At 38.8% G+C, this 22,966-nt stretch carries 27 protein-coding genes; 14 read left to right on the plus strand and 13 right to left on the minus strand.

Annotated elements, in window-relative coordinates; translation table 11 throughout:
• Positions 1-5: 5 nt before the first annotated feature.
• Positions 6-578, plus strand: a complete 573-nt coding sequence (locus IX38_RS08040) for an RsmD family RNA methyltransferase (protein ID WP_034703613.1) — start codon at positions 6-8, stop codon at positions 576-578.
• 228 nt (positions 579-806) lie between these two features.
• Here the strand turns inward: IX38_RS08040 and murI are convergent, their stop codons facing one another.
• From murI to IX38_RS08070, 6 genes are all read right to left on the minus strand, one after another.
• Positions 807-1,637, minus strand: coding sequence for a glutamate racemase (gene murI / locus IX38_RS08045; protein ID WP_034703615.1), 831 nt, complete (start codon positions 1,635-1,637; stop codon positions 807-809).
• A 42-nt stretch (positions 1,638-1,679) separates the two neighbouring features.
• On the minus strand, positions 1,680-3,269 hold the full coding sequence (locus tag IX38_RS08050) for a DUF4139 domain-containing protein (RefSeq protein ID WP_034703616.1): 1,590 nt from the start codon (positions 3,267-3,269) through the stop codon (positions 1,680-1,682).
• A gap of 50 nt (positions 3,270-3,319) precedes the next feature.
• Positions 3,320-4,444, minus strand: coding sequence for a radical SAM family heme chaperone HemW (gene hemW / locus IX38_RS08055; RefSeq protein WP_084680228.1), 1,125 nt, complete (start codon positions 4,442-4,444; stop codon positions 3,320-3,322).
• 51 nt (positions 4,445-4,495) lie between these two features.
• Positions 4,496-5,446, minus strand: a complete 951-nt coding sequence (locus tag IX38_RS08060; protein ID WP_034703618.1) for a PorP/SprF family type IX secretion system membrane protein — start codon at positions 5,444-5,446, stop codon at positions 4,496-4,498.
• Between the two features lie 51 nt (positions 5,447-5,497).
• Positions 5,498-6,571 carry an RluA family pseudouridine synthase gene (locus IX38_RS08065; RefSeq protein ID WP_034703619.1) on the minus strand — a complete coding sequence of 358 codons (1,074 nt, stop codon included), beginning with the start codon at positions 6,569-6,571 and terminating at the stop codon, positions 5,498-5,500.
• A gap of 72 nt (positions 6,572-6,643) precedes the next feature.
• Positions 6,644-7,741, minus strand: a complete 1,098-nt coding sequence (locus tag IX38_RS08070; RefSeq protein WP_034703621.1) for a PASTA domain-containing protein — start codon at positions 7,739-7,741, stop codon at positions 6,644-6,646.
• A 155-nt stretch (positions 7,742-7,896) separates the two neighbouring features.
• On the opposite strand from IX38_RS08070, the gene IX38_RS08075 reads away from it, so the two are divergent.
• From IX38_RS08075 to IX38_RS08090, 4 genes are all read left to right on the plus strand, one after another.
• Positions 7,897-8,880, plus strand: coding sequence for a D-alanine--D-alanine ligase (locus IX38_RS08075; protein ID WP_034703715.1), 984 nt, complete (start codon positions 7,897-7,899; stop codon positions 8,878-8,880).
• A gap of 118 nt (positions 8,881-8,998) precedes the next feature.
• Positions 8,999-9,460, plus strand: a complete 462-nt coding sequence (gene coaD / locus IX38_RS08080; protein ID WP_034703623.1) for a pantetheine-phosphate adenylyltransferase — start codon at positions 8,999-9,001, stop codon at positions 9,458-9,460.
• 20 nt (positions 9,461-9,480) lie between these two features.
• Entirely contained in the window at positions 9,481-9,852 is a 372-nt protein-coding gene (locus IX38_RS08085) for a four helix bundle protein (protein ID WP_228377925.1), read from the plus strand.
• Positions 9,853-9,901: 49 nt separating this feature from the next.
• Positions 9,902-10,537 carry a trimeric intracellular cation channel family protein gene (locus IX38_RS08090; protein WP_034703624.1) on the plus strand — a complete coding sequence of 212 codons (636 nt, stop codon included), beginning with the start codon at positions 9,902-9,904 and terminating at the stop codon, positions 10,535-10,537.
• A gap of 64 nt (positions 10,538-10,601) precedes the next feature.
• Here IX38_RS08090 and IX38_RS08095 read toward each other — a convergent pair whose 3' ends face one another.
• Both IX38_RS08095 and IX38_RS08100 read right to left on the minus strand, forming a co-directional pair.
• On the minus strand, positions 10,602-11,171 hold the full coding sequence (locus tag IX38_RS08095) for a membrane protein (RefSeq protein ID WP_034703625.1): 570 nt from the start codon (positions 11,169-11,171) through the stop codon (positions 10,602-10,604).
• Positions 11,172-11,248: 77 nt separating this feature from the next.
• Positions 11,249-11,743, minus strand: coding sequence for a dihydrofolate reductase (locus tag IX38_RS08100; protein WP_034703626.1), 495 nt, complete (start codon positions 11,741-11,743; stop codon positions 11,249-11,251).
• Between the two features lie 73 nt (positions 11,744-11,816).
• Here IX38_RS08100 and IX38_RS08105 point away from each other — a divergent pair, with 73 nt between their 5' ends.
• The 5 genes from IX38_RS08105 (at position 11,817) to IX38_RS08125 (ending at position 16,248) form a co-directional block, all read left to right on the plus strand.
• Positions 11,817-12,422 carry a LemA family protein gene (locus tag IX38_RS08105; protein ID WP_034703627.1) on the plus strand — a complete coding sequence of 202 codons (606 nt, stop codon included), beginning with the start codon at positions 11,817-11,819 and terminating at the stop codon, positions 12,420-12,422.
• Positions 12,422-12,850, plus strand: coding sequence for a TPM domain-containing protein (locus IX38_RS08110; RefSeq protein ID WP_185097676.1), 429 nt, complete (start codon positions 12,422-12,424; stop codon positions 12,848-12,850). The genes IX38_RS08105 and IX38_RS08110 overlap by 1 nt, the downstream gene beginning before the upstream one ends.
• Positions 12,831-13,646: a TPM domain-containing protein gene (locus tag IX38_RS08115; protein WP_034703630.1), complete on the plus strand. Its 816-nt coding sequence runs from the start codon at positions 12,831-12,833 to the stop codon at positions 13,644-13,646. The genes IX38_RS08110 and IX38_RS08115 overlap by 20 nt, the downstream gene beginning before the upstream one ends.
• Before the next feature lie 190 nt (positions 13,647-13,836).
• Positions 13,837-14,358, plus strand: coding sequence for an NAD(P)H-dependent oxidoreductase (locus tag IX38_RS08120; RefSeq protein ID WP_034703633.1), 522 nt, complete (start codon positions 13,837-13,839; stop codon positions 14,356-14,358).
• A gap of 3 nt (positions 14,359-14,361) precedes the next feature.
• Entirely contained in the window at positions 14,362-16,248 is a 1,887-nt protein-coding gene (locus IX38_RS08125) for a monovalent cation:proton antiporter-2 (CPA2) family protein (protein WP_034703636.1), read from the plus strand.
• 12 nt (positions 16,249-16,260) lie between these two features.
• Here the strand turns inward: IX38_RS08125 and IX38_RS23175 are convergent, their stop codons facing one another.
• The 3 genes from IX38_RS23175 to IX38_RS08135 form a co-directional block, all read right to left on the minus strand.
• On the minus strand, positions 16,261-16,485 hold the full coding sequence (locus IX38_RS23175; protein WP_117585882.1) for a PAAR-like protein: 225 nt from the start codon (positions 16,483-16,485) through the stop codon (positions 16,261-16,263).
• Entirely contained in the window at positions 16,416-16,628 is a 213-nt protein-coding gene (locus IX38_RS23180; RefSeq protein WP_051884560.1) for a hypothetical protein, read from the minus strand. The genes IX38_RS23175 and IX38_RS23180 overlap by 70 nt, the downstream gene beginning before the upstream one ends.
• A gap of 105 nt (positions 16,629-16,733) precedes the next feature.
• Positions 16,734-17,555: a GIN domain-containing protein gene (locus IX38_RS08135; protein ID WP_034703639.1), complete on the minus strand. Its 822-nt coding sequence runs from the start codon at positions 17,553-17,555 to the stop codon at positions 16,734-16,736.
• Between the two features lie 59 nt (positions 17,556-17,614).
• Between IX38_RS08135 and IX38_RS08140 the strand changes: the two genes are divergently transcribed.
• Together IX38_RS08140 and IX38_RS08145 are read left to right on the plus strand one after the other, a co-directional pair.
• Positions 17,615-19,756 (plus strand): M3 family metallopeptidase, encoded by a 2,142-nt coding sequence (locus IX38_RS08140; RefSeq protein ID WP_034703642.1) that lies wholly within the window; start codon positions 17,615-17,617, stop codon positions 19,754-19,756.
• A gap of 247 nt (positions 19,757-20,003) precedes the next feature.
• On the plus strand, positions 20,004-20,381 hold the full coding sequence (locus tag IX38_RS08145; RefSeq protein ID WP_034703644.1) for a YchJ family protein: 378 nt from the start codon (positions 20,004-20,006) through the stop codon (positions 20,379-20,381).
• A gap of 36 nt (positions 20,382-20,417) precedes the next feature.
• On the opposite strand, the gene IX38_RS08150 is transcribed toward IX38_RS08145, so the two are convergent.
• Complete coding sequence (locus IX38_RS08150; protein ID WP_034703717.1) at positions 20,418-20,918, minus strand: FKBP-type peptidyl-prolyl cis-trans isomerase; 501 nt, start codon at positions 20,916-20,918, stop codon at positions 20,418-20,420.
• A gap of 114 nt (positions 20,919-21,032) precedes the next feature.
• Positions 21,033-21,284, minus strand: a complete 252-nt coding sequence (locus IX38_RS08155) for a VF530 family protein (RefSeq protein WP_034703647.1) — start codon at positions 21,282-21,284, stop codon at positions 21,033-21,035.
• A gap of 119 nt (positions 21,285-21,403) precedes the next feature.
• Here IX38_RS08155 and IX38_RS22935 point away from each other — a divergent pair, with 119 nt between their 5' ends.
• Both IX38_RS22935 and IX38_RS08160 read left to right on the plus strand, forming a co-directional pair.
• A complete protein-coding gene (locus IX38_RS22935; RefSeq protein ID WP_165570716.1) occupies positions 21,404-21,556 on the plus strand; it encodes a hypothetical protein in 153 nt (50 codons plus the stop codon).
• A 201-nt stretch (positions 21,557-21,757) separates the two neighbouring features.
• Positions 21,758-22,963: a metallophosphoesterase family protein gene (locus tag IX38_RS08160; RefSeq protein WP_034703649.1), complete on the plus strand. Its 1,206-nt coding sequence runs from the start codon at positions 21,758-21,760 to the stop codon at positions 22,961-22,963.
• The last annotated feature ends 3 nt before the right edge of the window (positions 22,964-22,966 follow it).

Below are 22,966 nucleotides of genomic sequence, written 5' to 3' on the forward strand. Positions count from 1 at the left end.
CAACTATGTTCAGAATAATCTCAGGAAAGTGGAAAGCCAAAAAAATAGCCGCTCCTAAAAATTTTGATGTAAGACCGACGACGGATTTTGCCAAGGAAGCGCTTTTCAGCATCCTGGAAAACAAATATGATATGCAGTCGATTTCAGTGCTTGATCTTTTTGCAGGCATTGGTTCTATCACTTTCGAATTTGCTTCCAGAGGATGCCAGGATATCACTTCGGTAGAGCTGAATCCAAAACATACGAGTTTTATCAATTCTACCGCTTCAGAGCTTGATATGTCACTTCAGGTCAATGTTCAGAGAGGTGATGTTTTTGACTGGCTTAAAAAGTTCAGAAATAAGAAAAGTTTCGAAATCGTATTTTCTGATGCTCCTTTTGAAATGGAAGAGAAAAAGTATTATGAGCTATTATCTTTAGTTCTCAACAATAAATTTGTTAAGCAGAATGGTGTTCTGATCGTAGAACATCAGAGCAGAATGAAACTGGAGCATCCCAACTTAACAGATACCCGGAAATACGGAAATGTAAGTTTCAGTTTTTTCGAAGCGAATAAAGAAGATAATCAGGACATTTAACTCCTGATTTTTTTTACGGAAAAATCCGGCGGCGCAGTTCTCCAGTTGGTAAATGATCCTTATGAAATACTTTTTGTAGTAGCCATCGGAAAAAGAAGATGAAAACGAAAGTAACCATCCGAAAACAACTCCCAAAAGAGGACTAAAAGAGTGAAATGGTTATTTCAGAGCTTTAATATTCAAGGAATTTTATTAAAAAAGCTGTTTCAGGGGAAACAGCTTTTTGTATTATAATACTTTCAATTCCAGATCTATTGTCTTTCCAAAGAATTTCTTAGAGATCTTCTCGAAGTTTTTCGTCAGATCCGAAAGGTAGAAATGATAGTTCGGCTTTGGATTATGGTCATTCAGAAGATGGTACTTATCCAAGATAATCTTCAGGTGATTAGCCACAATATTGGGGGAATCTATTACACGAACCCTGTTTCCGTAATACTGCTTGATCTCGTCGATCAGCAAAGGATAATGCGTACAGCCCAGAATAAGGGTTTCAATATTCTTCAGCTTATTATTGCTTAAATAATTATAAATGATGGCATGCGTGATCGGATGGTTCTTGAATCCTTCTTCAATAGCAGGAACCAGCAACGGAGTAGCCAGCTCATCAACCTTGATCCATTTATTCTGCTTCCTGATGCTTTTCTTATACAGCCCGGAATTAACCGTTGCTTTCGTAGCAATAACTCCGACATTATTGTGGATTTCATACGCTACTTTTTCAGCAACGGGATTAATAACGTCTATGACAGGAACTTTCCCGTTCACAGACTGCATAACTTCGTTTAAAGCATTTGCCGTAGCCGTATTACAGGCAATAACAATAGCTTTACAGTTCTGCTGAAGCAGAAAATTGGTGATCTTGGTAGAATATTCTATAATCGCATCCTTCGACTTTTCACCGTACGGAAGGTGTTTGGTATCTCCGAAATAGATCAGGTCCTCGTGGGGAAGAAGTCTTTTGATCTCTTTGGCTACGGTAAGCCCTCCCACCCCGCTATCGAATATACCGATAGGCTGGCTTGGTGAAAGATGTGAATAATCTTGCTTTTTAGTTTTCAAGTGAACTGAAATTTTATACAAAAATAGTGAATAATCGGATATTTAATTAAGATTACCGATTGAAAAATCTTTCGGGTATCTTACTTTATAGCTCACCCTGAATTTTTTCGTTTCGGATGAAGAAATTTTAACGTTCCATAGTAAAAATCCTTTCTCTTTATCCAGTTCTGCATTGTCACTCTGGAGAAGCTCAATCTTTACAGCTTCATCCTTGCTCAAAGGAATCTGATCTCTTATCTCAATATTAATAGTCTCTTTTTTATTATTGCGGACAACAAGATCGTAAGTAATTGTTTTTTCCTGATAGGAAGAAAATAATTTTTCACTTGCCTTATCATTAACCATCTCTTTGCGTACACTAATTTTCTTGTCATCTCCAAGGGTAATGCTCATTTTATCATTCGTCTGATTGGGATTGATCCTTGTTTCGCCTACATACATATTTTCAAAGATGACACTCGCAGCACCTGAAATAAGATTGTATTTGTTAAAATCTTTAATATCTGCGACCAAATAGGCGGTAGTACTGTATTTCGGAACTGTATAATATTTATATTCAGCCGGGAGCTTTATCTGTTTCAGGTTGATAAAGTGATCTTCATCGTTTGACAAAATATCATAAGGAATATCGGTATCAAAACTGACATTCAATTGATTTTCATTAATTTTAGTTCCATAGCCCATCACTACCACTTCCTCAATCGCCATCGTTTTTAAAGTATCTCTTTTCCCAGAATATCCTGTGCTTGCTCTTTCTTCATTCTTATAAGAATTCAAAAACCAGGGATTCATAACCGGAGCCTCATTATTTCTTGAAGATTTTGCATTAACCAGTGAAAGCTTCACTCCTTTCCAGTCAAGTCCGGTATCCTGTCTTACCTTTGCTTTGAAAGTGACATCTAAAGGTTCAGTAAGCTTATTACCCTTCACTTCATAAAACGGTTCCCAGGAAACATTTTCTGCCAGATATCCCAGATCCATTTTTGCATTTCCTCCGGCACTGCTTGCAATTCTCAGAACAAGAACACCATCAGAAAAAGTTTCTTCAGCATCTGTATTGGCTTTCAGACGGTTTCTTAAGCTTTCAAGCTTCAACACATTTTGTGCATATTTTTTATTGATATCAAGCTGTTCTATGCTTATTTCATTTCTTTTCGTCTTATAATATTCTGTCAACTGCATCAGCTGGGCCACACTGGAAGTATTGCTACCAACCAAAAGTCCCTGATTCTTGTCTAAAAGTTCCAGTGTTTTCTCATTAGTCTGCCGCTCGATATTAATTTTCGTAGTGAGGTTCTCTAAAATAGCAATGCTATCCTTAATTCTTTTCCCGTTAGGATTATTATTCTCAAAATAATTCGAGCTATAGTTGCTTCTGTATTGCGCGGAAAGAATTGAAATATCTTTATTATTCGTATTAATCTGTATTGATTTCTCTACGATTTCATCCGAAATATTGGTCACAACCACCTCAGAAGTTCCTGCGGGGATCGGGACATTCACGGAATTCTGAAGCTCCGCAGAAGATCTGTAAACATTCACAGCATTAACTTTTGCTTTTGTAAAAATCGGTTTTTGAGAAAAATGTAAGGCGCTTAAAAAAAGAAAAAACAGGAATATTTTTTTTCTCATGGTTCATGGTTTTTATTTAAAGTATAGTTCCAAATATACATTAATAAACCTTATACCAAAAATAAATCCGAAGCAATTCCATCCGCCATAAACCAGTGCTTTTCCGGTATTTTCAAATGATTGTCTTCTGTGATTAAAATACCTTCTTCTATTTTGGATTTTATTTCATACTGGAAGTGTTCGATGATCTGATCATTGAATTTATTTTTCAGACTTTCAAGATCTACTCCCCAGATTGTCCTCAAGCCAATCATAATCATTTCATTGAACTGATCATACTGTGAAAGGATCTCTTCTTCTTTGGCCAGAATTCCGGTATGGAGTTTTTTAATATACTGCTGATTGTTGGCAACATTCCAGCTTCTGACATCAAATCCGTTATACGAATGAGCCGAAGGACCTATTCCAAGATACTCTTTATACTTCCAATAGGCAGAATTATGTCTTGAATAAAAGCCCGGTTTTGCAAAATTGGAGACTTCATAATGCTCAAATCCGTTATCTTTTAAGAAATCTGACAGGTAATAGAACTCTTTATTCTGGTCATCTTCTCTGGGACTGGCCACTTTTCCTTTAGAAATCCAGTTCTCCAAAGCAGTTTTCGGTTCAACAGTGAGCGCATAAGAAGAGATATGGGGCACTTCAAGGGCAATGGTTTTGTTTAAATTCTCTTTCCATATCTCCAGATTAGAAGTTGGTGAGCCATAAATCAAATCGATGCTTAAGTTTTCAAACCCGAAATCCTGTGCTCTTTTGATAGAACTTTCTGCTTCAGAAGCATTATGGGCACGGTTCATCAGTATCAGATCTTCCTCGAAAAAGCTCTGGGTCCCGATAGAAAGCCTGTTGACCGGAGACTGAGCCAGCTGTTTTAAAAAATTTTTGTCCAGATCATCGGGATTGGCTTCCAGCGTTACTTCAATATCATTATCGAAAGTAAAGTATTTCAGAACCTCATCAATCAGAGAATTGATCTCATCTGCCGAAAGAATAGATGGTGTTCCCCCACCAAAATACAGGGATTTTAAACTTTTATTCTGCAGTTCATCTTTTCTAAGCCTGATCTCGGTCTTCATCGCACGGATCATTTCATCTTTAAAATTTAAAGAAGTAGAAAAGTGAAAATTGCAGTAGCTGCATTTTTGCTTGCAGAAAGGAATGTGAATATATATCATAAAAAAAGCCCTGAAAATTTCAGAGCTCAAATTTATTTAAATTAAATCAGATTAATATCTATATCCTCTATGATTAATAAAGTTATCGAAATTATACCCTAAACTGATCATGAAGCTGTTTCCACCATACGTCTGGATATCAGACATTCCGATGTTGTAAGTTGCTCCGATCATTAATTTATTAACTCTTACTTTAACAACCGGTGCTACCTGTAACTGCTGGCTGTCAAATCTGTTCTGTACCGTTCTGTAGCTTACCCCGGCAGAGAATGAGTTGATGTCATTAAAGAATGTAGCCATTAGGTTGTAGTCGATCATTCTTGTTGAATTGGTATTCAGGTTGATCAACGCTGATGGCGTTACGAAGATATTGTCGGCAAAATGCCAGTCATATCCTAAGTTTAAGAAGAATTTAATTGGTGAAGGCTCAATTCCGTTTACGATAGCCTTGTCATTGCTTAGTGCAATATCATTTACAGATACCCCTGCAAAAATGTTTCTGTAGGTAGCCGCTGCACCAAAGTTGGCGTAAGCCATAAAAATATTCCCTTCTTTTCCGATCAACAATGGATCGTAACCATCTTCAACATTCACTGAAGTATAGTCGAAGTTCATATTATAAAATGAAACACTGGTACCGAAAGAGAACTGGTCTTTTCTGTCTCCCTCACTACTTAGTGGAATAAAGTATGAAGCTCCCGCTGTAATACCGCCTGCAGAAATAGGTCCATTGCTGTCTCTGAAAATAGAGAGTCCTGCTCCTACTCTGTCGAAAATGTTCCCGTTGATTCCTATAGACTGCGTATTTGGAGAATCGCTGAACTTGTCAAATTGTTTGTGGTAATTAGCATTAAGCTGCACGTAATCGGTCTTTCCGTACTGGGCCGGGTTGAACAGGAATTCACCATCCAAAAGATATTGCTGATAGTATGGTAGTGATTCTTGTGCTTTGTATGCATTTGACAAAAGAGCTAAACATACGATAGCATATAGTTTTCTCATAACAAATCTTGATTTCAATTCAACAAATATAAAAAAATTCTCAATATATTTTTAGTTTTCTAAATAATTTCTCCATTTTTTTACAGCATCCGCCATATCTTTCGGCATTGGGCTCTCAAAATATAATTCCTTTTTAGTGGTTGGATGTATAAACCCTAAAGTATGGGCATGAAGGGCATGTCTCGGGAGAATTTCAAAAACATTTTTTATAAACTGCTTATACTTAGGTAGATTGACTCCTCTGAGAGGCGTATGACCTTCATATCTTTCATCATTAAACAAAGTATGGCCGATATGTTTGAAATGGGCCCGGATCTGGTGTGTTCTTCCCGTTTCAAGTTTACATTCCACCCACGTCATATACCGGAAACGTTCCAATACCTTGTAATGCGTTACCGCATGCTTTCCGTGGCTTCCGTCCTCATAAACCGACATCTGCATCCTGTTTTTAGGATGCCTCCCTATATGGCCGCTTATGGTGCCTTCGTCTTCCTGAGGATTTCCCCAGACAAAAGCCCAGTATAATCTTTTCGTAGTTCTGTTGAAAAACTGTTTCGCTAAAAAGCTCAGAGCGTATTCATTTTTGGCGATCACCAGAAGCCCGGACGTATCTTTATCGATCCTGTGGACAAGTCCTACCCTGTCCAGATCAGATTTCTCACCGCTTTTTTCAAAATGGAAGGCCAATGCATTCACCAATGTTTTGTCCCAGTTTCCATGACCGGGATGTACTACCATTCCCGGTTCCTTATCTACTACGACCAAATCATCGTCTTCGTAAATGATATTAACAGGAATATCCTGAGGAATAATCACATTTTCCCTTGGCGGATGGGTCAGAAGCACCGAGATCTGGTCACCCGGCTTCACCCGGTAGTTCTGCTTGACCGGAATTCCATTTACAATAACGTTTCCTGCCCGGCAGGTCTGCGAAATTTTATTCCGGGAAGAGTTTTGCCTGTATGTCAATAGGAATTTGTCGATCCTTAATGGCTCCTGCTTTTTATCAACCTTGATATTAACATGCTCATATAATCCTTTATTTTCCTCATCAATATCAATATTCTCCAAACTGTCGGAATCTAATAATTCTTCATCCAAAAAATCTTCGTTATCTTCTGCCATTATTTTATTTTTTTACGCAAAAGGCCCCAACATTTTGCAGTTGAAGCCTATATTTTATATAATAAAGCGTGATTATTCCACCACTACTTTTTTAGCCTTTGGTTTTTGGGCCGGCTGCTGTGTCGTATTTCCATTCGTTGCCGGTTTATTTCCTGAACCTTGGCTGCCTGATGCAGTGGATTTAGGCTTTTCCGTTACTGTTACTGATGGCTTGGCTCCGGCAGCTGTACTTGTTTTGGCAGGCTCTGTCTTTACCGGTTCAGGTTTAGGAGTTTCTTTTTTGGGTACAGGTGGTGCTGCAGGTGGATCATAACTTGGTTCCTGATAGTTGGGAACTTCATCGTAATGTACCGGAGGCAGTGAAGTATCTACCTTCATCCGGTAGATAGAATTCAATTGTTCTACTTTAGCCCTAAGCTCGGCAGGTGTTCTCTTACTTGCCCAAAGGTCGATCTGCATTCCCTGGTCTCTTACATCTCCGGAAGCCGGATCCTGATAGTAGATGATATCAGATTCATCCTTACTTCCATCTTCATGCTCTACAAGGCCTATTTCAAACAAGCTTTTTGCGATAACCGCTCTGGCTTCTTTCACCGAAAGTCCTACCACACTAGGAATTGAAATATTTCTCATAGGTCCGGATCCTACTACCACATCAATCACAGAGAATCTCGGAAGACGCGATCCCGGATTGACGGCATTACCTTTATATAATACTCTTAAAAGAGCATCTTTCTGAATACTCGGCTCATAGATGGTATCGCCGATCTTCAGCCCAACCTGATCCAGTCTCTGGAAAGCCAGCCCGGTATATTTATTGATCACATCAGGAATTGTAATAGGAGCCCATGTTCTGGGATTCACCACAATTCTTACCAGCGATCCCGGTTTTACACGGGAACTGGATATAGGATGCATCTTTAAAACCTGAAAAGGCTTATATTTAGGGTTGTACTCGGCACTGTCTACCTCATATTCCAGTCCGGTATCCTCTAATATTTTCACGGCATCGTAGACCGATTTATTAATAACATTGGGTACAGGAATCTCCTGGCCGTGATTGGTATGATATTCCAGCCAGCGGAAAGTAAGCCACACCAACCCCACAAAAACACCGATGGCGACTACTAAATTCAGTAAAACTTTCCAATTGAAAAGTGATTTAAGCATACTTAAAAATCCTTTAATTATAACGGCAAATATAGCTAATAATTTTAAATGTGCTTTTATTTAACACAATTCATTTTCAATTTTAAAATTTCTGAATTTCCCTTATTGCATTACATAAAATGATTAAATTTGCCTTAATTGATACTATAATGGTTATGAGCAAAAAAAGTGTTGCCGTTGTCATGGGAGGCTATTCAGACGAATATGTGGTTTCCTTAAAAAGCGGTCAGTTGATCTATGATTCTCTGGACAGAAATCTATATGATGTATATAAAGTGGTTATCCTTAAAGATGAATGGTATTTTTTAGGAGAAAACGATGAAAAACATGAAATCAACCGCGGAGATTTTTCAGTGACTTTAGATCATAATGAAAAACTGAAATTCGATGCCTGTTTCAACATTATCCACGGAACTCCGGGCGAAAACGGGATTCTTCAGGCTTACTGGGACGCCATCGGACAGAAGTATACCGGCTGTGGTTTTTACCAAAGCGCTTTGACCTTCAATAAAAAAGACACATTGGCTGTCTTGTCGAAATACGGAATACCTTCTGCTAAAAGCATATATTTAAGAAAAGGAGAAGAGATCAATACAGATAAAATCATTGAAAGTCTCGGTCTTCCGGTTTTCGTTAAGCCGAACCAGTCCGGATCTTCTCTGGGAATTTCCAAAGTAAAGGAGAAGTCAGAATTAATTGCTGCCACAGAAATTGCCTTTAAAGAAGATGATGAGATCCTGATCGAGAGCTTCCTGGACGGAATGGAGGTTTCCGTAGGCGTTATAGATTTCAAAGGGGAAACCATCGTTTTAGGAATCACTGAAATTGTACCTACCAATGAATTCTTCGATTATGAGGCTAAATATGAAGGCGCTTCAGAAGAAATTACCCCGGCGAGAATTGACGATGCAACCAGAATCAGAGTGGAGGAAATTTCAAAAAGAGCCTACAATTCCCTGGGCATGAGCGGTTTTTCAAGAAGTGAATTTATCCTTATGGACGGTATTCCTTATATGCTTGAAATGAATACCAATCCGGGATTCTCCCCTGCCAGCATTCTTCCGCAACAGGCAAAAATTTACGGAATATCCATCACAGATCTTTGCGGGAACGAAGTAGAAAAAGCACTGAATAAATAATAGAAGTTAGAAATTAGGGGTTAAAAGTTAGACGATGGGAGGAAAGCAATACCAATAGAACCAAGCTCACCATTCAACTCAGAACTCGCAACACGTAACTCATCATAACACGTAAAACATGAAAATTGCTGTTTTCCCCGGATCTTTTGATCCTATTACCCTGGGACATTATGATATTATTGAAAGAGCGGCTCCGCTTTTTGACAAACTGATTATTGCGATCGGACAGAATTCCCAAAAAAAATATATGTTTCCGCTGGAAAAAAGAATGGAATTCATTCAAAATTCCGTATCCGAATTTCCTAATGTGGAAGTGGATTTTTTTGAAGGATTAACGGTAGATTACTGCTTTGAAAAGGATGCACAATACATTCTCAGAGGCTTAAGAAACCCTGCCGATTTTGAATTTGAGAAAGCAATAGCTCATACCAACAGAACTTTGGCTCATAAAAAACTGGAAACCGTATTCCTGTTAACCTCGTCCGGAAAATCTTTCATCAGCAGCAGCATCGTAAGAGAGATCATCAACCACGACGGAGAGTATGAATTGCTGGTTCCGGACTCTGTTAGGGTAAAATGATAAGTAATGAGTAATAGGTAATGAATAATTCCGGAGATATGGATTATAATCAAATGTTTCGAGAGAGAACTAAAAATTTCTCCATTCTTGTGATTAAATCTCTTTCATCATTACCTTATTCGGATGATGTTTCGGTCATAAGAAAACAAATTATAAGATCTTCTACTTCAGTGACAGCAAATTACAGAACTGTCTCACGGACAAGATCTGAAAAAGAAAGATTTGCTAAACTCTGCATTGTTGTAGAAGAAATTGATGAAACCCAACTTTGGCTTGAAATTATTGAAGAACTCAAATATCTAAGTTCTGACACAATGATCCTTTTAAAATCGGAATGTGAAGAGCTTGTAAAGGTTATGACTAGATATAAGTTTAAATTGTCCCAACCTTAAATGGCACAATTTTTATTACTCATTGCCCATTACTCATTACTCATAAATTATGCATGAACAGTTCAATTTTGCCATAGAGGTGCTCGGAACCATTTCCTTTGCGATGTCGGGGAGTTTTGCAGCGATGCAGAAACGTCTTGATCCGTTCGGGGTACTTATTATTGCATTCGTCACCTCTGTAGGCGGAGGAACTGTAAGGGATCTTTTACTGGATATTCCTGTTTTCTGGATGCACGACCTTTTAACATGCGCACTGATTTTGGGAACAAGCATTTTTGCCATGATCTTCAAGTCTATTGAAAAAAACTTCAAGGTAACCCTGTTTATTTTTGACAGTTTCGGGCTGGGATTATTTACCATTATCGGGGTTCAGAAAGGATTGAATGCCAATATACATCCTCTGATATGTATTGCGCTGGGAACCATTACGGGCTGTTTCGGAGGGATCATACGGGATATTCTCCTGAACCGAATTCCGCTGATCTTCAGGAAAGAGATTTATGCTACGGCATGCATCGTCGGAGGATCTGCATTTCTTCTGATGACGAAGCTGATCCCGCTTTCTTATACATTCATACAGATCTTCACCATTTTACTGATCGTTGCTATCAGAACTCTTGCCGTAAAATACCAATGGCAGATACCTAAATTTTATGGGTATGATCATCAGAACTCGGAAATGTAACACTTATCAGATTAAACTAAAAAAGCACCTGAATCAGGTGCTTTTTTAGTTTCGTATATTTTTCTTAGGAGAATTTTCCTCTCTGTCTCATATTAGGATTGTGCATGTGTTTCTGCATAGAAGGCATCTTCAGCTGATCTTTCATCATTTTGATCTGATCCGTCATCATTCCTGCCGTGTCTAATCTTTTAGCTTCATCCAGAAGTTTCTGTCCTTCCTGCTTTCTTCCCTTAGAAATGGCTGCTGCTGCAAGGTTCAATGTTGCCATTGCTCTGTCGTGCTTCATATTCAGACCGTATTCCAAAGCTTTTTTCATTAAAGGTTCCACCTTTGTGGGATGTTCCTGAGCCTGTGTAAGTCCTAATAGGTAATGGAAATATCCGTACTGGGATTTATGAAGCTGTGCCTGGTAATTTGTAATGCCATTTAACCAATGTGCCGCTTTTTCCATATTCTGTTTTCTCAGTTGCCAGAAAGCAAGGAGAATATATTCATTTTTGATGAAAAGTAAAATAGGCAGTGCTGCCAGAAGGAAAACCACGATCCCCCAGCCCAGATTTCTTGTGAAAATCATCATATAGAGTCCTAAAAGGATAAGAACTGCTGCAATTACAATTTTTATGTACTTATTCATTATTCAGTTTTAAGAAGTGCAAAGATAGAAAATTTACAGGTTAGAAGCTAGAGGTTGGAAGTTAGAATTTTTCACAACTATTCGCTCTTGATTCTTTCAAATGTCTGAAAACAAAAATCGTATTGATTCTTTTCATCTTTTTCATGACATACCTCTCCGGTCTTTTTCCAGATTTCCGGATTGATCTTTGGAAAGAACGTATCGGCCTCAAGATCGGCTTTCACCAGGGTAACTTCCAGTTTATCAACATTTTCTATAGTCTGTTCATAGATATTCCCGCCGCCGATAATAAACACATTTTCATCGATCTTTTTGGCGAATTTTACCGCTTCTTTGATGCTTCCTACGATCAGGATCCCTTCTTCAAACCAGTTTTTCTTTCTGGAAATAACAATATTGGTACGGTTTGGCAACGGTTTTCCAATGCTTTCATAGGTCTTTCTCCCCATAATTACAGGATGTCCGGAAGTCATATCTTTAAAGTGTTTCAGGTCTTTAGGAAGATGCCACAGCAGTTTGTTTTCAAAACCGATCCCGTTCTTCTCTCCCATGGCCACCACTATTGTTGTCATTCTAATAATTTTTTACAAAATTAGCACATAATTTGTATATTTGATCAGCACAAAAAATTAAAAAAAATAAACTATGAAAAATAAAGGCTGCCTGAGTGCAGGAACTATTGGTATTGCGCTGCTTATCATTGTAGGTGTGATATTCTTCTGGGGGAAAAACGGGTATAATAATTTTGTTTCGAAAGAACAGAATGTGAACTCGAAGTGGTCTAATATAGAAACTGTATATCAGAAAAGGGCCAACCTTATTCCCAATCTGGAAAGAACCGTTAAATCGTACTCAAAATTCGAGCAGGAAACATTGACAAAAGTTGTTGAAGCCCGTTCCAAAGCAACTTCCATCAACATAGACCCTACGAATATGACGGAAGCTGATATGGCGAAATTCCAGGCTGCACAGGGAGAACTGTCCGGAGCATTAAGCAGATTAATGGCGGTAGTGGAATCTTATCCGAATTTAAAAGCGGACCAGCAGTACATCAATTTCCAGAGAGAATTTACGGCGATAGAAAACAGCATCAGAACCGAAACGGTTTATTATAACGATGCTGCCAAAGATTACAATACAACGATCAAAACGTTCCCGAATAATATTCTGGCGAATTTTACCAACTTTAAAGAAAAACCTTTCTTCAAAGCTGAAGCCGGGGCAGAAAAAGCACCAGAAGTATTTAAATAATGAGCCGTTTTCTGACAAATCAGCAGATCAATTCCCTTGTGGAAGCGATACAGTCGGCGGAAGAACATTCTACAGGCGAGATCAGGGTCCATATTGACTCAAATACGGAAACAGAGAATGCACAAACTGCATTTGGAGTTTTCAAAGAACTTTGTATGAATACAACCACCGACAGGAATGCTGTGCTTTTTCACGTCAATTTCGAACGGAAATATCTGACCATTATTGGGGATATCGGAATTCATGAAAAAGTACACCAGTCGTATTGGGATCACCTGCACGATTACATCACTGCTGAATTTGCCAAAGGAAATTATTATAAAGCTCTGAAAAGCGGTATCCTGGAAACCGGTCTTGAATTAAAAAAACATTTTCCTGTTGAAGGAAAAAATCCCAATCAGCTGTCTAATGAAATTACGTTCTCTTAAACCGGTATTTTCATTTATACTCTTCTGCTTTTACACTTTTGTATCGGCACAATACACGATTCCGCCAAAGCCGGCGGTTCTGTACCCTGTGTTCGATGAAGCAGGACTGCTCACACAGCAGCAAAAAGATGAACTGAATAATAAGCTGATCAAATTTTCAGATTCTACTTCCACGGAAATTGAAGTGGTGATTATCCCATCTACCAAAGGAGAAGACGTCAACTTTCTCGCCACTATGTTCGGTGAAAAATGGGGAATCGGTAAAAAAGGTGTGGACAATGGCGTTGTTTTCCTGATCGCTACAGAAGACAAAACAATGTCTATCCAACAGGGAAGAGCCGTAGAACAGTATCTTACAGCTTCGGTTGCAGGACAGATTCTTGATTATATTGTCACCCCAAATTTCAGGCAGGGCCAATGGTATGAAGGCATCAATCGCGGAACCTCAGCGATTATGGAGGCCGTTCAGGGAAAATTCAAACCTGAGGAAACCTCAGCACCTTCCGGCAATGGAAGTGCTTTTAAGATCCTGATCATCGCATTTGTCATCTTTATACTTCTCGCCATTATCTTTGGTAACAGAGGCGGAGGACGTGGCGGCGGCAACAATGATGACGATGATGTAATTATCACCAGAAGAGGACGCAGAAATTACCCGGGCGGATTCTTTCCTTTCCCTGGCAGCTTCGGTGGAGGCGGCTTTGGCGGTGGAAGTTCCGGAGGCGGAGGTGGTGGATTCGGCGGTTTTGGAGGCGGAGGAAGCTTCGGAGGCGGTGGTGCTTCCGGTGGCTGGTAGTTTTAAATGATAACAAAATTCAATATAATCGGGCCGTGTGCCCGATTTTTTATTTAATATACTAAAATAAGATCATTTCTTTATCTTATTTAATATTAAATTCAGATTTACATACTGAAAAATTAACAAAACCATGTAAAAGTCATTTTTTATCCAATTTTTTTTCATTATATTTACTGAAAACAGGTTTATGAAGAAGACGCTGGTAGTTTTTGCACATCCCTATTTAGAGCACTCGAATTCCAATGTGGAGCTCATTAATTTCTATGTCCGTCACCAGCATTTTACCCTAAGAGATCTTTACGAAGAATATCCGGATTTTCATATTGCGGCATTCAGGGAAAGAAAAAGATTAAAAGACTATGACCGTTTTATTTTTCAGTTTCCACTTATCTGGTTTGGAATGCCTCCTTTATTAAGACTATGGATTGATGAAGTTTTCGACAGAGACTGGCTCCGGGAAGGCGAAACAAATCCGCTGGAAGGCAAAGAAATTTATATTCTCGTAACGACGGGAGGAAAAGAAAGATCTTTCAGCAAAAACGGAACATATCAGTATACGGTGGAAGAACTGATCAGCGGACTTATCGTATCTTTAAAGGTTTTCAAAGCCAAAATCAAACATATCAAGATCGTTTATGAAGCCAATAAACTGAGCAAAAAGGAGATTATCTTATATAAAAAAGAATTTGCAGAACTACTCAATCAATAACATATGGAGTCCAGCTTAGCAATGAATACTTTGATTTTCCTGGGTGTAGCCATTATTATGGTTCCGCTGGCCAGAAAATTAGGACTGAGTTCTGTGATCGGCTATATTTTAGGAGGGATCATTATTGGCCCCTATGTTTTACGGCTCACCGGAAAAGACGTCAATGATATTATGCATGCCAGTGAGTTTGGAGTTATTATGCTGCTTTTTTTGGTAGGGCTGGAACTTGAACCCCGGAAATTCTGGGAAATGCGGAAGAAGATTATGGGTCTTGGCCTTACGCAGATGCTGCTTTCTATTTCACTGCTTTTCCTGGTTTTCATCAGTGCAGGATGGAGGATAGACAAGGCTATTGCCATTGCGATGTGTTTTGCGCTTTCTTCTACAGCTATTGTACTTCAGACTCTTCAGGAAAAGAATAACCTTAAAACCATGGCCGGAGAAGCCTCTTTCTCTACCCTTCTGTTTCAGGATATTGCGGTGATTCCTATTCTGGCTATTCTTCCGATCATTGCCAATTACAAAGCAAGCCATCATGATAATGATATACAGATCCTCATTCAGAAACTGCCGGAATGGCTGCAGGCCGGAACGGTAATTTTAGGGGTTGCAGTTTTGATTCTTTTGGGAAGGTATGTCTTTGTCCCTTTTTTAAGGTATGTTTCAAAGTCGGGAATGACAGAATTGCTTACCGCTTCTTCATTATTCCTCGTGATCGGGGTTTCAGAGCTGATGGTGGCAATAGGGCTTTCGCCGGCTCTGGGAGCTTTTCTTGCAGGAGTAATGCTTGCCAACAGCGAATTTCGTCATGAGTTGGAAGCGCAGATCAATCCGTTTAAAGGGCTGCTATTGGCCGTATTCTTTGTAAGCGTAGGTTCCACCATCAATTTTAATATTATCCGGGAGGATCCTCTGTTTATTTTTTCTACTGTTTTTGCGGTACTGACTGTAAAATTCGTAGTTCTGTATGCGATTGGAAAGTTTTTTAAGATTGATACTCCACAGAGTTTATTTTATGCATTTGCCCTTTCTCAGGTAGGGGAATTTGCTTTTGTTCTGATCAATTACACCTCAGATCTTTATTTATTAAGCCCGGAACTTAATGCGCAGATGATGGCTGTCACTGCTATCACGATGTGTATTACGCCTATTCTTCTGATCATTAATGAAAAGTTCCTGATGCCCAAATTTATCCAAGAGATTCCTGATGCGGATAATGATTTTAATATCCTGGACAACAATATAAGCCAGAAAAAGATCATCATTGTGGGTTTCGGACATTTCGGAAGTACGGTTGGACGTCTTTTAAAGGCAAATAAAATTACGGCAACGGTTCTGGACAGGGATTCCGACCGTGTAAAACTATTGAGAAGCTATGGCTTTAAGGTATATTACGGAGATGCCACAAGGATTCCCACTTTAAGGGCTGCAGGCATTGAAGATGCCGAAATCCTGGTTCTCTGTCTTGATGATCCGGACGATAATAAATTCATTGCAGATCTTGTCCGGGAACATTATCCTAAAGTGCGGATTTTTGTAAGGGCAAAAAACAGGATTGATGCTTATAATTATCTTAACAACGGCATTGAAAACATTTACCGGGAAACATTGGGAACTGCCGTAGATATGGCGGTAGATGTCCTGCACGAAACCGGTATGAGGAAATATGCGGCCAGACGTCTCGGACAAAGATTCATGGCCATAGATAAAGCTTCTATCAGAAGGCTGGCCAAGGCAAAGGACGATGATGAAATCCTATTGTTCACCACAAAGGAAATCCTCCAGCGGGAGGAGGAATTACTGGCTTATGACAATCTTAATTTTGATAACAGGGATTGGGAAGGATCTTCGTCAGTTGGTGAAGATAATGATGAGGAAACTGAAGCTTGATTTTCAAAAAACTTATTCCGTCACAAAATTCTGTGCCGACTGAATGACAGAAATTTGACCTCCAGCAGAACACTGGCAGGTTAAACCGTCCAGCAATTCTTTTTTACCTTCAATTTCAAAATCAGAGGTATTTTCCCATTTAACAGGTAAGAGTGTACAGGAAGACCTTAAAACACTGCATACCCCAAAAGGTTTAATGTTGCTGTAGGCTGCTTGTCTTCTTCTGTAGCCTGAAATTTTCCTTCAATACTCATAAAGGATTGACTGGTTACTGTGATAGGAGTTGGAATTGTTCCTTTATCACATTTTAGCTGGGTTGTATCTGTGATGTGCCAGAGTATATTATCATTTTTTTGAAGTTTTCTTTTTATATGTTCCATCTATAATTTTCTTGATGTAACTATTAAACATATTGATATTTAATACAAAAACCCTTGACTGAAGTTGAAGTCAAAGGTTTTGTATTATCAAATAAAATATTGGGTCTATTGAATACTGACGCTTCCGCCACTGCTCTCCTGTTTGGTGATATTTTTGAGCTCTCCTTTTTTAGAAACACTGACACTTCCACCTGAAGAAGCTTCTGCATTTAAGGAAGAAACAGCACTGATCTGAATGCTGCCGCCACTGGATGCATCTGCTTTCACATTATCTGCAACAAGTTCATTGCCTGAAATACTGCTGCCTGATGAAGAGCTGATATCCGCATTTTTACTTTTTCCTGAAATATCAAGGCTTGCTGCCGAAGAAGCTTCAATATCAAGATCTACCGCCCATATTTTTCCGGTGAAGCTGCTGCTGCTTCCAGCTGAAATATCGAAATCATTGGCTTCCAGATCTCCGGAAACGCTTGCTGCACTGGATATATCAATATCCATTTTTTCCTGTGTAAATTTATCTTTTACAGTAATGCTTGCCGCAGAATTGGCTACAAGTTTTGTAAAATCTTTCGTGTAGATTTTAGCTTTTACATTATGGCTGTTCATCACCCTGATGCCGCGCTTATAATGGATATGAACTTTTCCGCCACTGTTGTCCACCAGAATTTCATTGATGATATTTTCCGGTGCGGAAATCACTACTTTTTCAGTTTCAGATTTGATTACTTCAGCACTGATAGCTTGGGAGACTTCAATTTCGTCAAAATCTCCGTTAAATACTTTCTCCTTAACCGGGCCGTTTTCCTTGTCGATCACTTTGTCTACCCAGCCATTATCATTATTATCATGGTTTCTCTTATCATGTCTTTCATTGCATGAGGCCATCAGCGCGAAGGCTGAAAAGATAAAAAGAGTTGTTGATTTCATGTTTACTGCTTTTATAAAATTAAGTTTTAATATCTTTATACTTTAATAACAACTAATTTATGAAAAATATTTCATCGGTATTGTTAATTTCTGCGCTGGCACTTAACCAATCTTGTACTACAATGAAGAAAACCGATACTCAACAGGAAATTCCTGTTACCGATCCATCTTTGTCTTCAAACCCTTTTATGAAGAAAAGCAAGCTTCAGTATGAGGCTCCGGAATTCGACAAAATTAAGAATGAACATTTCAAACCTGCTTTCGATTTCGGACTCAAACAGCATGATGCTGAGATCCTTAAGATCGCCAATAATCCGGAAGCTCCCACTTTTGAAAACACTATTGTAGCCCTTGAAAAAAGCGGCGAAGTTTTAAAAAGAGCCACTATTGTATTTTCCAATCTTACAAGCGCCAATACGAACCCTACCCTTCAGGCGTTGGATGAAGAATATGCTCCTGTTTTTGCAGCACATTCCGATAAAATGTACCTGAATGAAAATTTATATAAAAGAATCAAATCAATCAAAGAAGACGGTCTTGATGCTGAAGGTAAAAAACTTGTCCAATTCTACAAACAGAATTTTGAAATTGCAGGAGCTAACCTTTCTGCAGCGGACAAGGAGAAACTGAAGCAGATCAATCAGGAGCTGGCTTCACTTTCCACGCAATATGCCAATAAACTATTGGAAGCAAGAAAGCAGGGAGGTGTATTCTTTTCTGACGCCAAAGAGCTGGACGGGCTTTCTGCTGACGAGATTGAAGCAGCAGCAACGGATGCTAAAACGGCAGGACAACCTGAAAAATATCTTCTTGCCCTTCAGAATACAACCCAGCAGCCTCTTCTTCAGAATCTGAAGAACAGAGCCACAAGGGAAAAACTTTTCAAAGCATCATGGCTCAGAGCTGAAAAAGGTGATGGAAATGATACCCGTGAAACTATTGAAAAATTAGCTAAACTTAGACTTAAAAAAGCTCAGATCCTGGGTAAGAAAAGCTTCGCCGAATGGAAGCTTCAGGACCAGATGGCTAAAACGCCTGAGGCAGCTACAAAGCTAATGAACCAAATTGCTACTCCTGCAGTAGAAACAGCAAAACGTGAAGCAAAAGATATTCAGGATCTGATCGACCAACAGAAAGGAGGCTTCAAAGTGGAGCCGTGGGACTGGAATTTCTACGCAGAGCAGGTAAGAAAAGCAAAATATGATCTTGACGAAAACCAGATCAAACCGTATTTTGAAGTGACTACTGTTTTGGAAAAAGGAGTTTTTTATGCCGCTGAAAAGTTCTACGGACTTACTTTCAAAAAGAGAACGGATCTTCCTGTTTATCATCCGGATGTGGTGACCTACGAGGTTTTCGACCATGATGGAAAATCTATCGCCATTTATTATCTTGATTTCTATACCAGAGATTCTAAAAACGGGGGTGCCTGGATGAGCAATTTCGTTGAGCAGTCTTATCTTCTGGGAACAAAACCAGTCATTGTCAACTGTTATAATTATCAGAAACCGGCTCCGGGGAAACCTTCTCTGATCAGCTATGATGATGTTTCTACGATGTTCCATGAGTTTGGACATTCTATCCACGGTATGTTTGCCAGCCAGAAATACCCTTCACTTTCAGGAACAAGTGTTCCGAGAGACTTTGTGGAATTCCCGTCGCAGATCAATGAGCACTGGGCTTTAGATCCTGTGGTTCTTAAAAATTATGCGCTTCATTACGAAACAAAGCAGCCGATTCCTCAGGATTTAGTTGAAAAAATAAAAAAAGCAGCCACTTTCAATCAGGGGTATATGACGACAGAGCTTGTTTCTGCCGCTGCTCTGGATATGGACTGGCATACTGTGACCAATGAAAGCCAGTTAATTCCTGTTCTGGATTTTGAAAAGCAGTCATTGGCCAGCCACGGATTTACTTTAGCTACTGTGCCGCCAAGATACCATACTCCTTATTTTGCCCACATATGGGGCGGAGGATACTCGGCAGGATATTATGCTTATTTATGGTCTGAAACCCTTGACAACGATGCATGGGAGTGGATCAAAAGTAATGGTGGCCTGACGAGAGAAAATGGTGACCGTTTCAGAAAATATATTCTTTCTGTAGGAAATTCCGTAGATCTTAATCAGGCATTCAGAGATTTTACGGGACATGATCCGGATATTAAGCCTTTATTGAGAAACAGAGGTTTTATAAAATAAATTCTTAAAAGCATTCGTTTTCGGATGCTTTTTTTATTTAACCACAAATCACACGAATATTTTCACTAATAACACCATTATTCTCACGCAAATTTTGCTAATTATACAGATGTTTATATAATATTTTTTTCATTTTATTTTAAATCCGTGTGATCTGCAAAATCTGCATGAAGCAAGTAAAAAGTAAGAGCGTTAGTGTTTTAATGAAATAAAAAATCGTGTAAATTTGCGCTTTAAAATGTATAACATGAATTGTCCCTGCTGTTCTGGAAAATCTTATGAAGAATGCTGCCAACCTTACCACACCGGAGAAAAGCATGCTCCAACTGCGGAGGCTTTGATGCGTTCCCGGTTTTCTGCATTTGCGGTTCCGAACGGAGATTATTTAATGGAAACTACATTTCCGGCAAAAAGAAAATTTCACAATAAAGAAGATCTGCAGGAATGGGGAGAAATTAACGAATGGACAAAACTGGAAATTATAGATAAGCCTTCTGCCAGCAAAGTTGAATTTAAAGCCTTTTATACTGATGAGGAGGGACATAAGCAAATCCATCATGAATTATCAAAATTCAAAATGATTCAAAACCGTTGGTTTTATGTGAGCGGAGAGTTTTTAGAATAAAAAAATGTCCGAAAAACATCGGACATTTATTATAATTTAGTGAGCATCTGTTCCGTCAATTCCATGAGGATGACCGTGTGCCAATTCCTCTTCTGTAGCAGGACGTGTATTGATAATTTCCACCTGGAAATCTAAAACTTTCCCAGCCATTGGATGGTTAAGGTCAGCCACAACTCCTTCAGGTGTTACCTCTACTACAAATGCCTGGAAATTATTTCCCTGACCATCAGATAAAGGCAAAATAGCTCCTACAGGCGGAGTTCCTGATTCCTGGAACATATCGATAGGCAGCTGTACGATTGAATTAGGATCTTTATCTCCGTAAGCTTCTTCTGACTGAATGATAAAATCGGCTTTATCACCGGCTTTCAGGCCCAGAATATTTTCCTCAAACTTTGGAATCATCATTCCTAGACCATATAAAAATGTAAGTGGATTTTCTGCTGTTGTTTCTTCTACGAGAATTCGGCTTCCATCTTCTTCGATGGTGTGAAGTACATAACTTACTGCTACAACATGCTTGTTTTCAATTGTCATATTTTTTCTTTTTTTCGTGATTTTTTTCACGATTAACACCACAAATATACTATTTTTGAAATAATTGAATGTGGAAAATATGTTAAAACAAGAATCTTAAAACAGCATTCTTTTTCAATTTCCGTTCTTTGTTTCGTTTCGTTTTTTCTGTCTCAATACATAGAGGTACAAGCTTTCTACTTTCGTTCTTGCCCAATCTGTTTTTCTTAAAAATTTCAGAGAAGAGTTGATGCTGGGATTTTCTGTAAAGCATTTTATATTGATCTGCTCGCCAAGTTTCTCAAAGCCTTCGTAATATTCTACCAGCTCCTCAAGAATGGCATCGAGTCTTTTTCCGTGTAAAGGATCTTTTGATTTTTCTTCCATAACGCAGTAAAATTAAAATATTTTATCAGACTTAGCGACTAAAATTGTTTAAACCCGCAATCTTTAGTAATTTTGATGAGTGTATTTTTACCTAAAAACTATTCATTCCGAAAATAAATATGAGCAAAAATAACGAGGAAAACCGGAAAAAACATAAGAAGAAAATTGATCAGAAAAAACGTAAAATACAAAATGCAGAAGTAGAAAGAAAAGCACGTTTAAAACAAATCCGAGAAGATTTTAAAGCAAGGGAGGCCGATAGCAAACTTTAATAATCATTCCTATTTTAAAACCTGGTAGTTTTGAAATCCGTTAGGTCAGAAACTGCAAATTGTCTCTTGCTACAGACAAGGTTATTTTTCCCAAATGTAATTGGTTGTGAATTACCAACAAAGCTTGTTTTGATAAATTAAGGTAACTCCTATCTTTATAATTACATTTCATATTTACTTTAAAACAATAATAGAATTTTCATGAAAATCCTCCACACCGCCGATTGGCACCTGGGAAAACGACTGGACCGGTTTTCCCGTCTGGAAGAACAGATTTCAGCAATGGAAGAGATCATCAGTATTGCTGATGAAGAAGACGTTGATCTTATTCTCGTTGCCGGCGATCTCTTTGACAATTTTACGCCTGGTGTAGAGACTGCTGAACTGTTTTATAAAACCCTGAAACGTTTATCTCAAAATGGAGAACGTCCTGTTATCGCTATTTCCGGGAATCATGATTCTCCGAATCTGATCAACGCGCCGGATCCTCTGGCACGGGAATGCGGAATTATTTTAATTGGTCATCCTAAAGCAGAAATTCTTCCTTTCGGGACCGGGCATTTCCAGATTGTCAATTCAAAAGAGGGCTTTATAGAACTTGCATTTGTAAATATTGATTTTCCTGTGCGGATTTTACATACGCCTTATGCCAATGAAGTCCGTCTGAAAGAATATTTCGGTGAGAATAAAGAAGAAGAAATCAATAAAGTCCTTTCTGAAACCTGGAAAGAACTTGCAGATCAGTTTTGTGACACTTCCGGAGTCAACCTTCTGACCGCTCATTTGTACATGAACAAAAGAGGAGCTGAAATTTTAGAAGAGCCGGATGGTGAGAAACCCATTAAGATTGGAAATGCAGACCTCATCTTTTCGGATAGTATTCCTAATCAGATTCAGTATACGGCATTGGGCCATCTACATGCCTTTCAAAATATCGGAACACAGGAAAAACCTGTTGTTTATTCCTCTTCGCCACTATGCTACAGTTTTAGTGAAGCCGGACAGACCAAATATATTTCAATCGTTGAAGCGGAACCGGGCCAACCTGTATCATTCATCAAGAAACCTCTTAAAAGTGGGAGGAAATTGGTAAGGAAGACCTTTACTTCCGTTGAAGATAGCGTTCAGTGGCTGACTAAAAACCCTTATACATTCATTGAGCTGACCCTGGAAAGTGAAACCTTTTTAACCTCTGATGAACGGAGAATGATCTACCAATCCCACAATGGCATTGTTCATCTGATCCCTAAAGTTAAAAGCAAGGGGCTTACGGAACAGGAAAGCCCGGAAATTAATCTGAATCAGGATATAGAGCCTTTGTTCAGAGATTATTTTAAATCTAAAAATGGCGGCCAGGAAGCCAATGAAGAACTGATGAATTTGTTTAACGAAATTTTAAATGCCTAAGCC

This window comes from Chryseobacterium luteum (assembly GCF_000737785.1).
Lineage (GTDB): Bacteria > Bacteroidota > Bacteroidia > Flavobacteriales > Weeksellaceae > Chryseobacterium > Chryseobacterium luteum.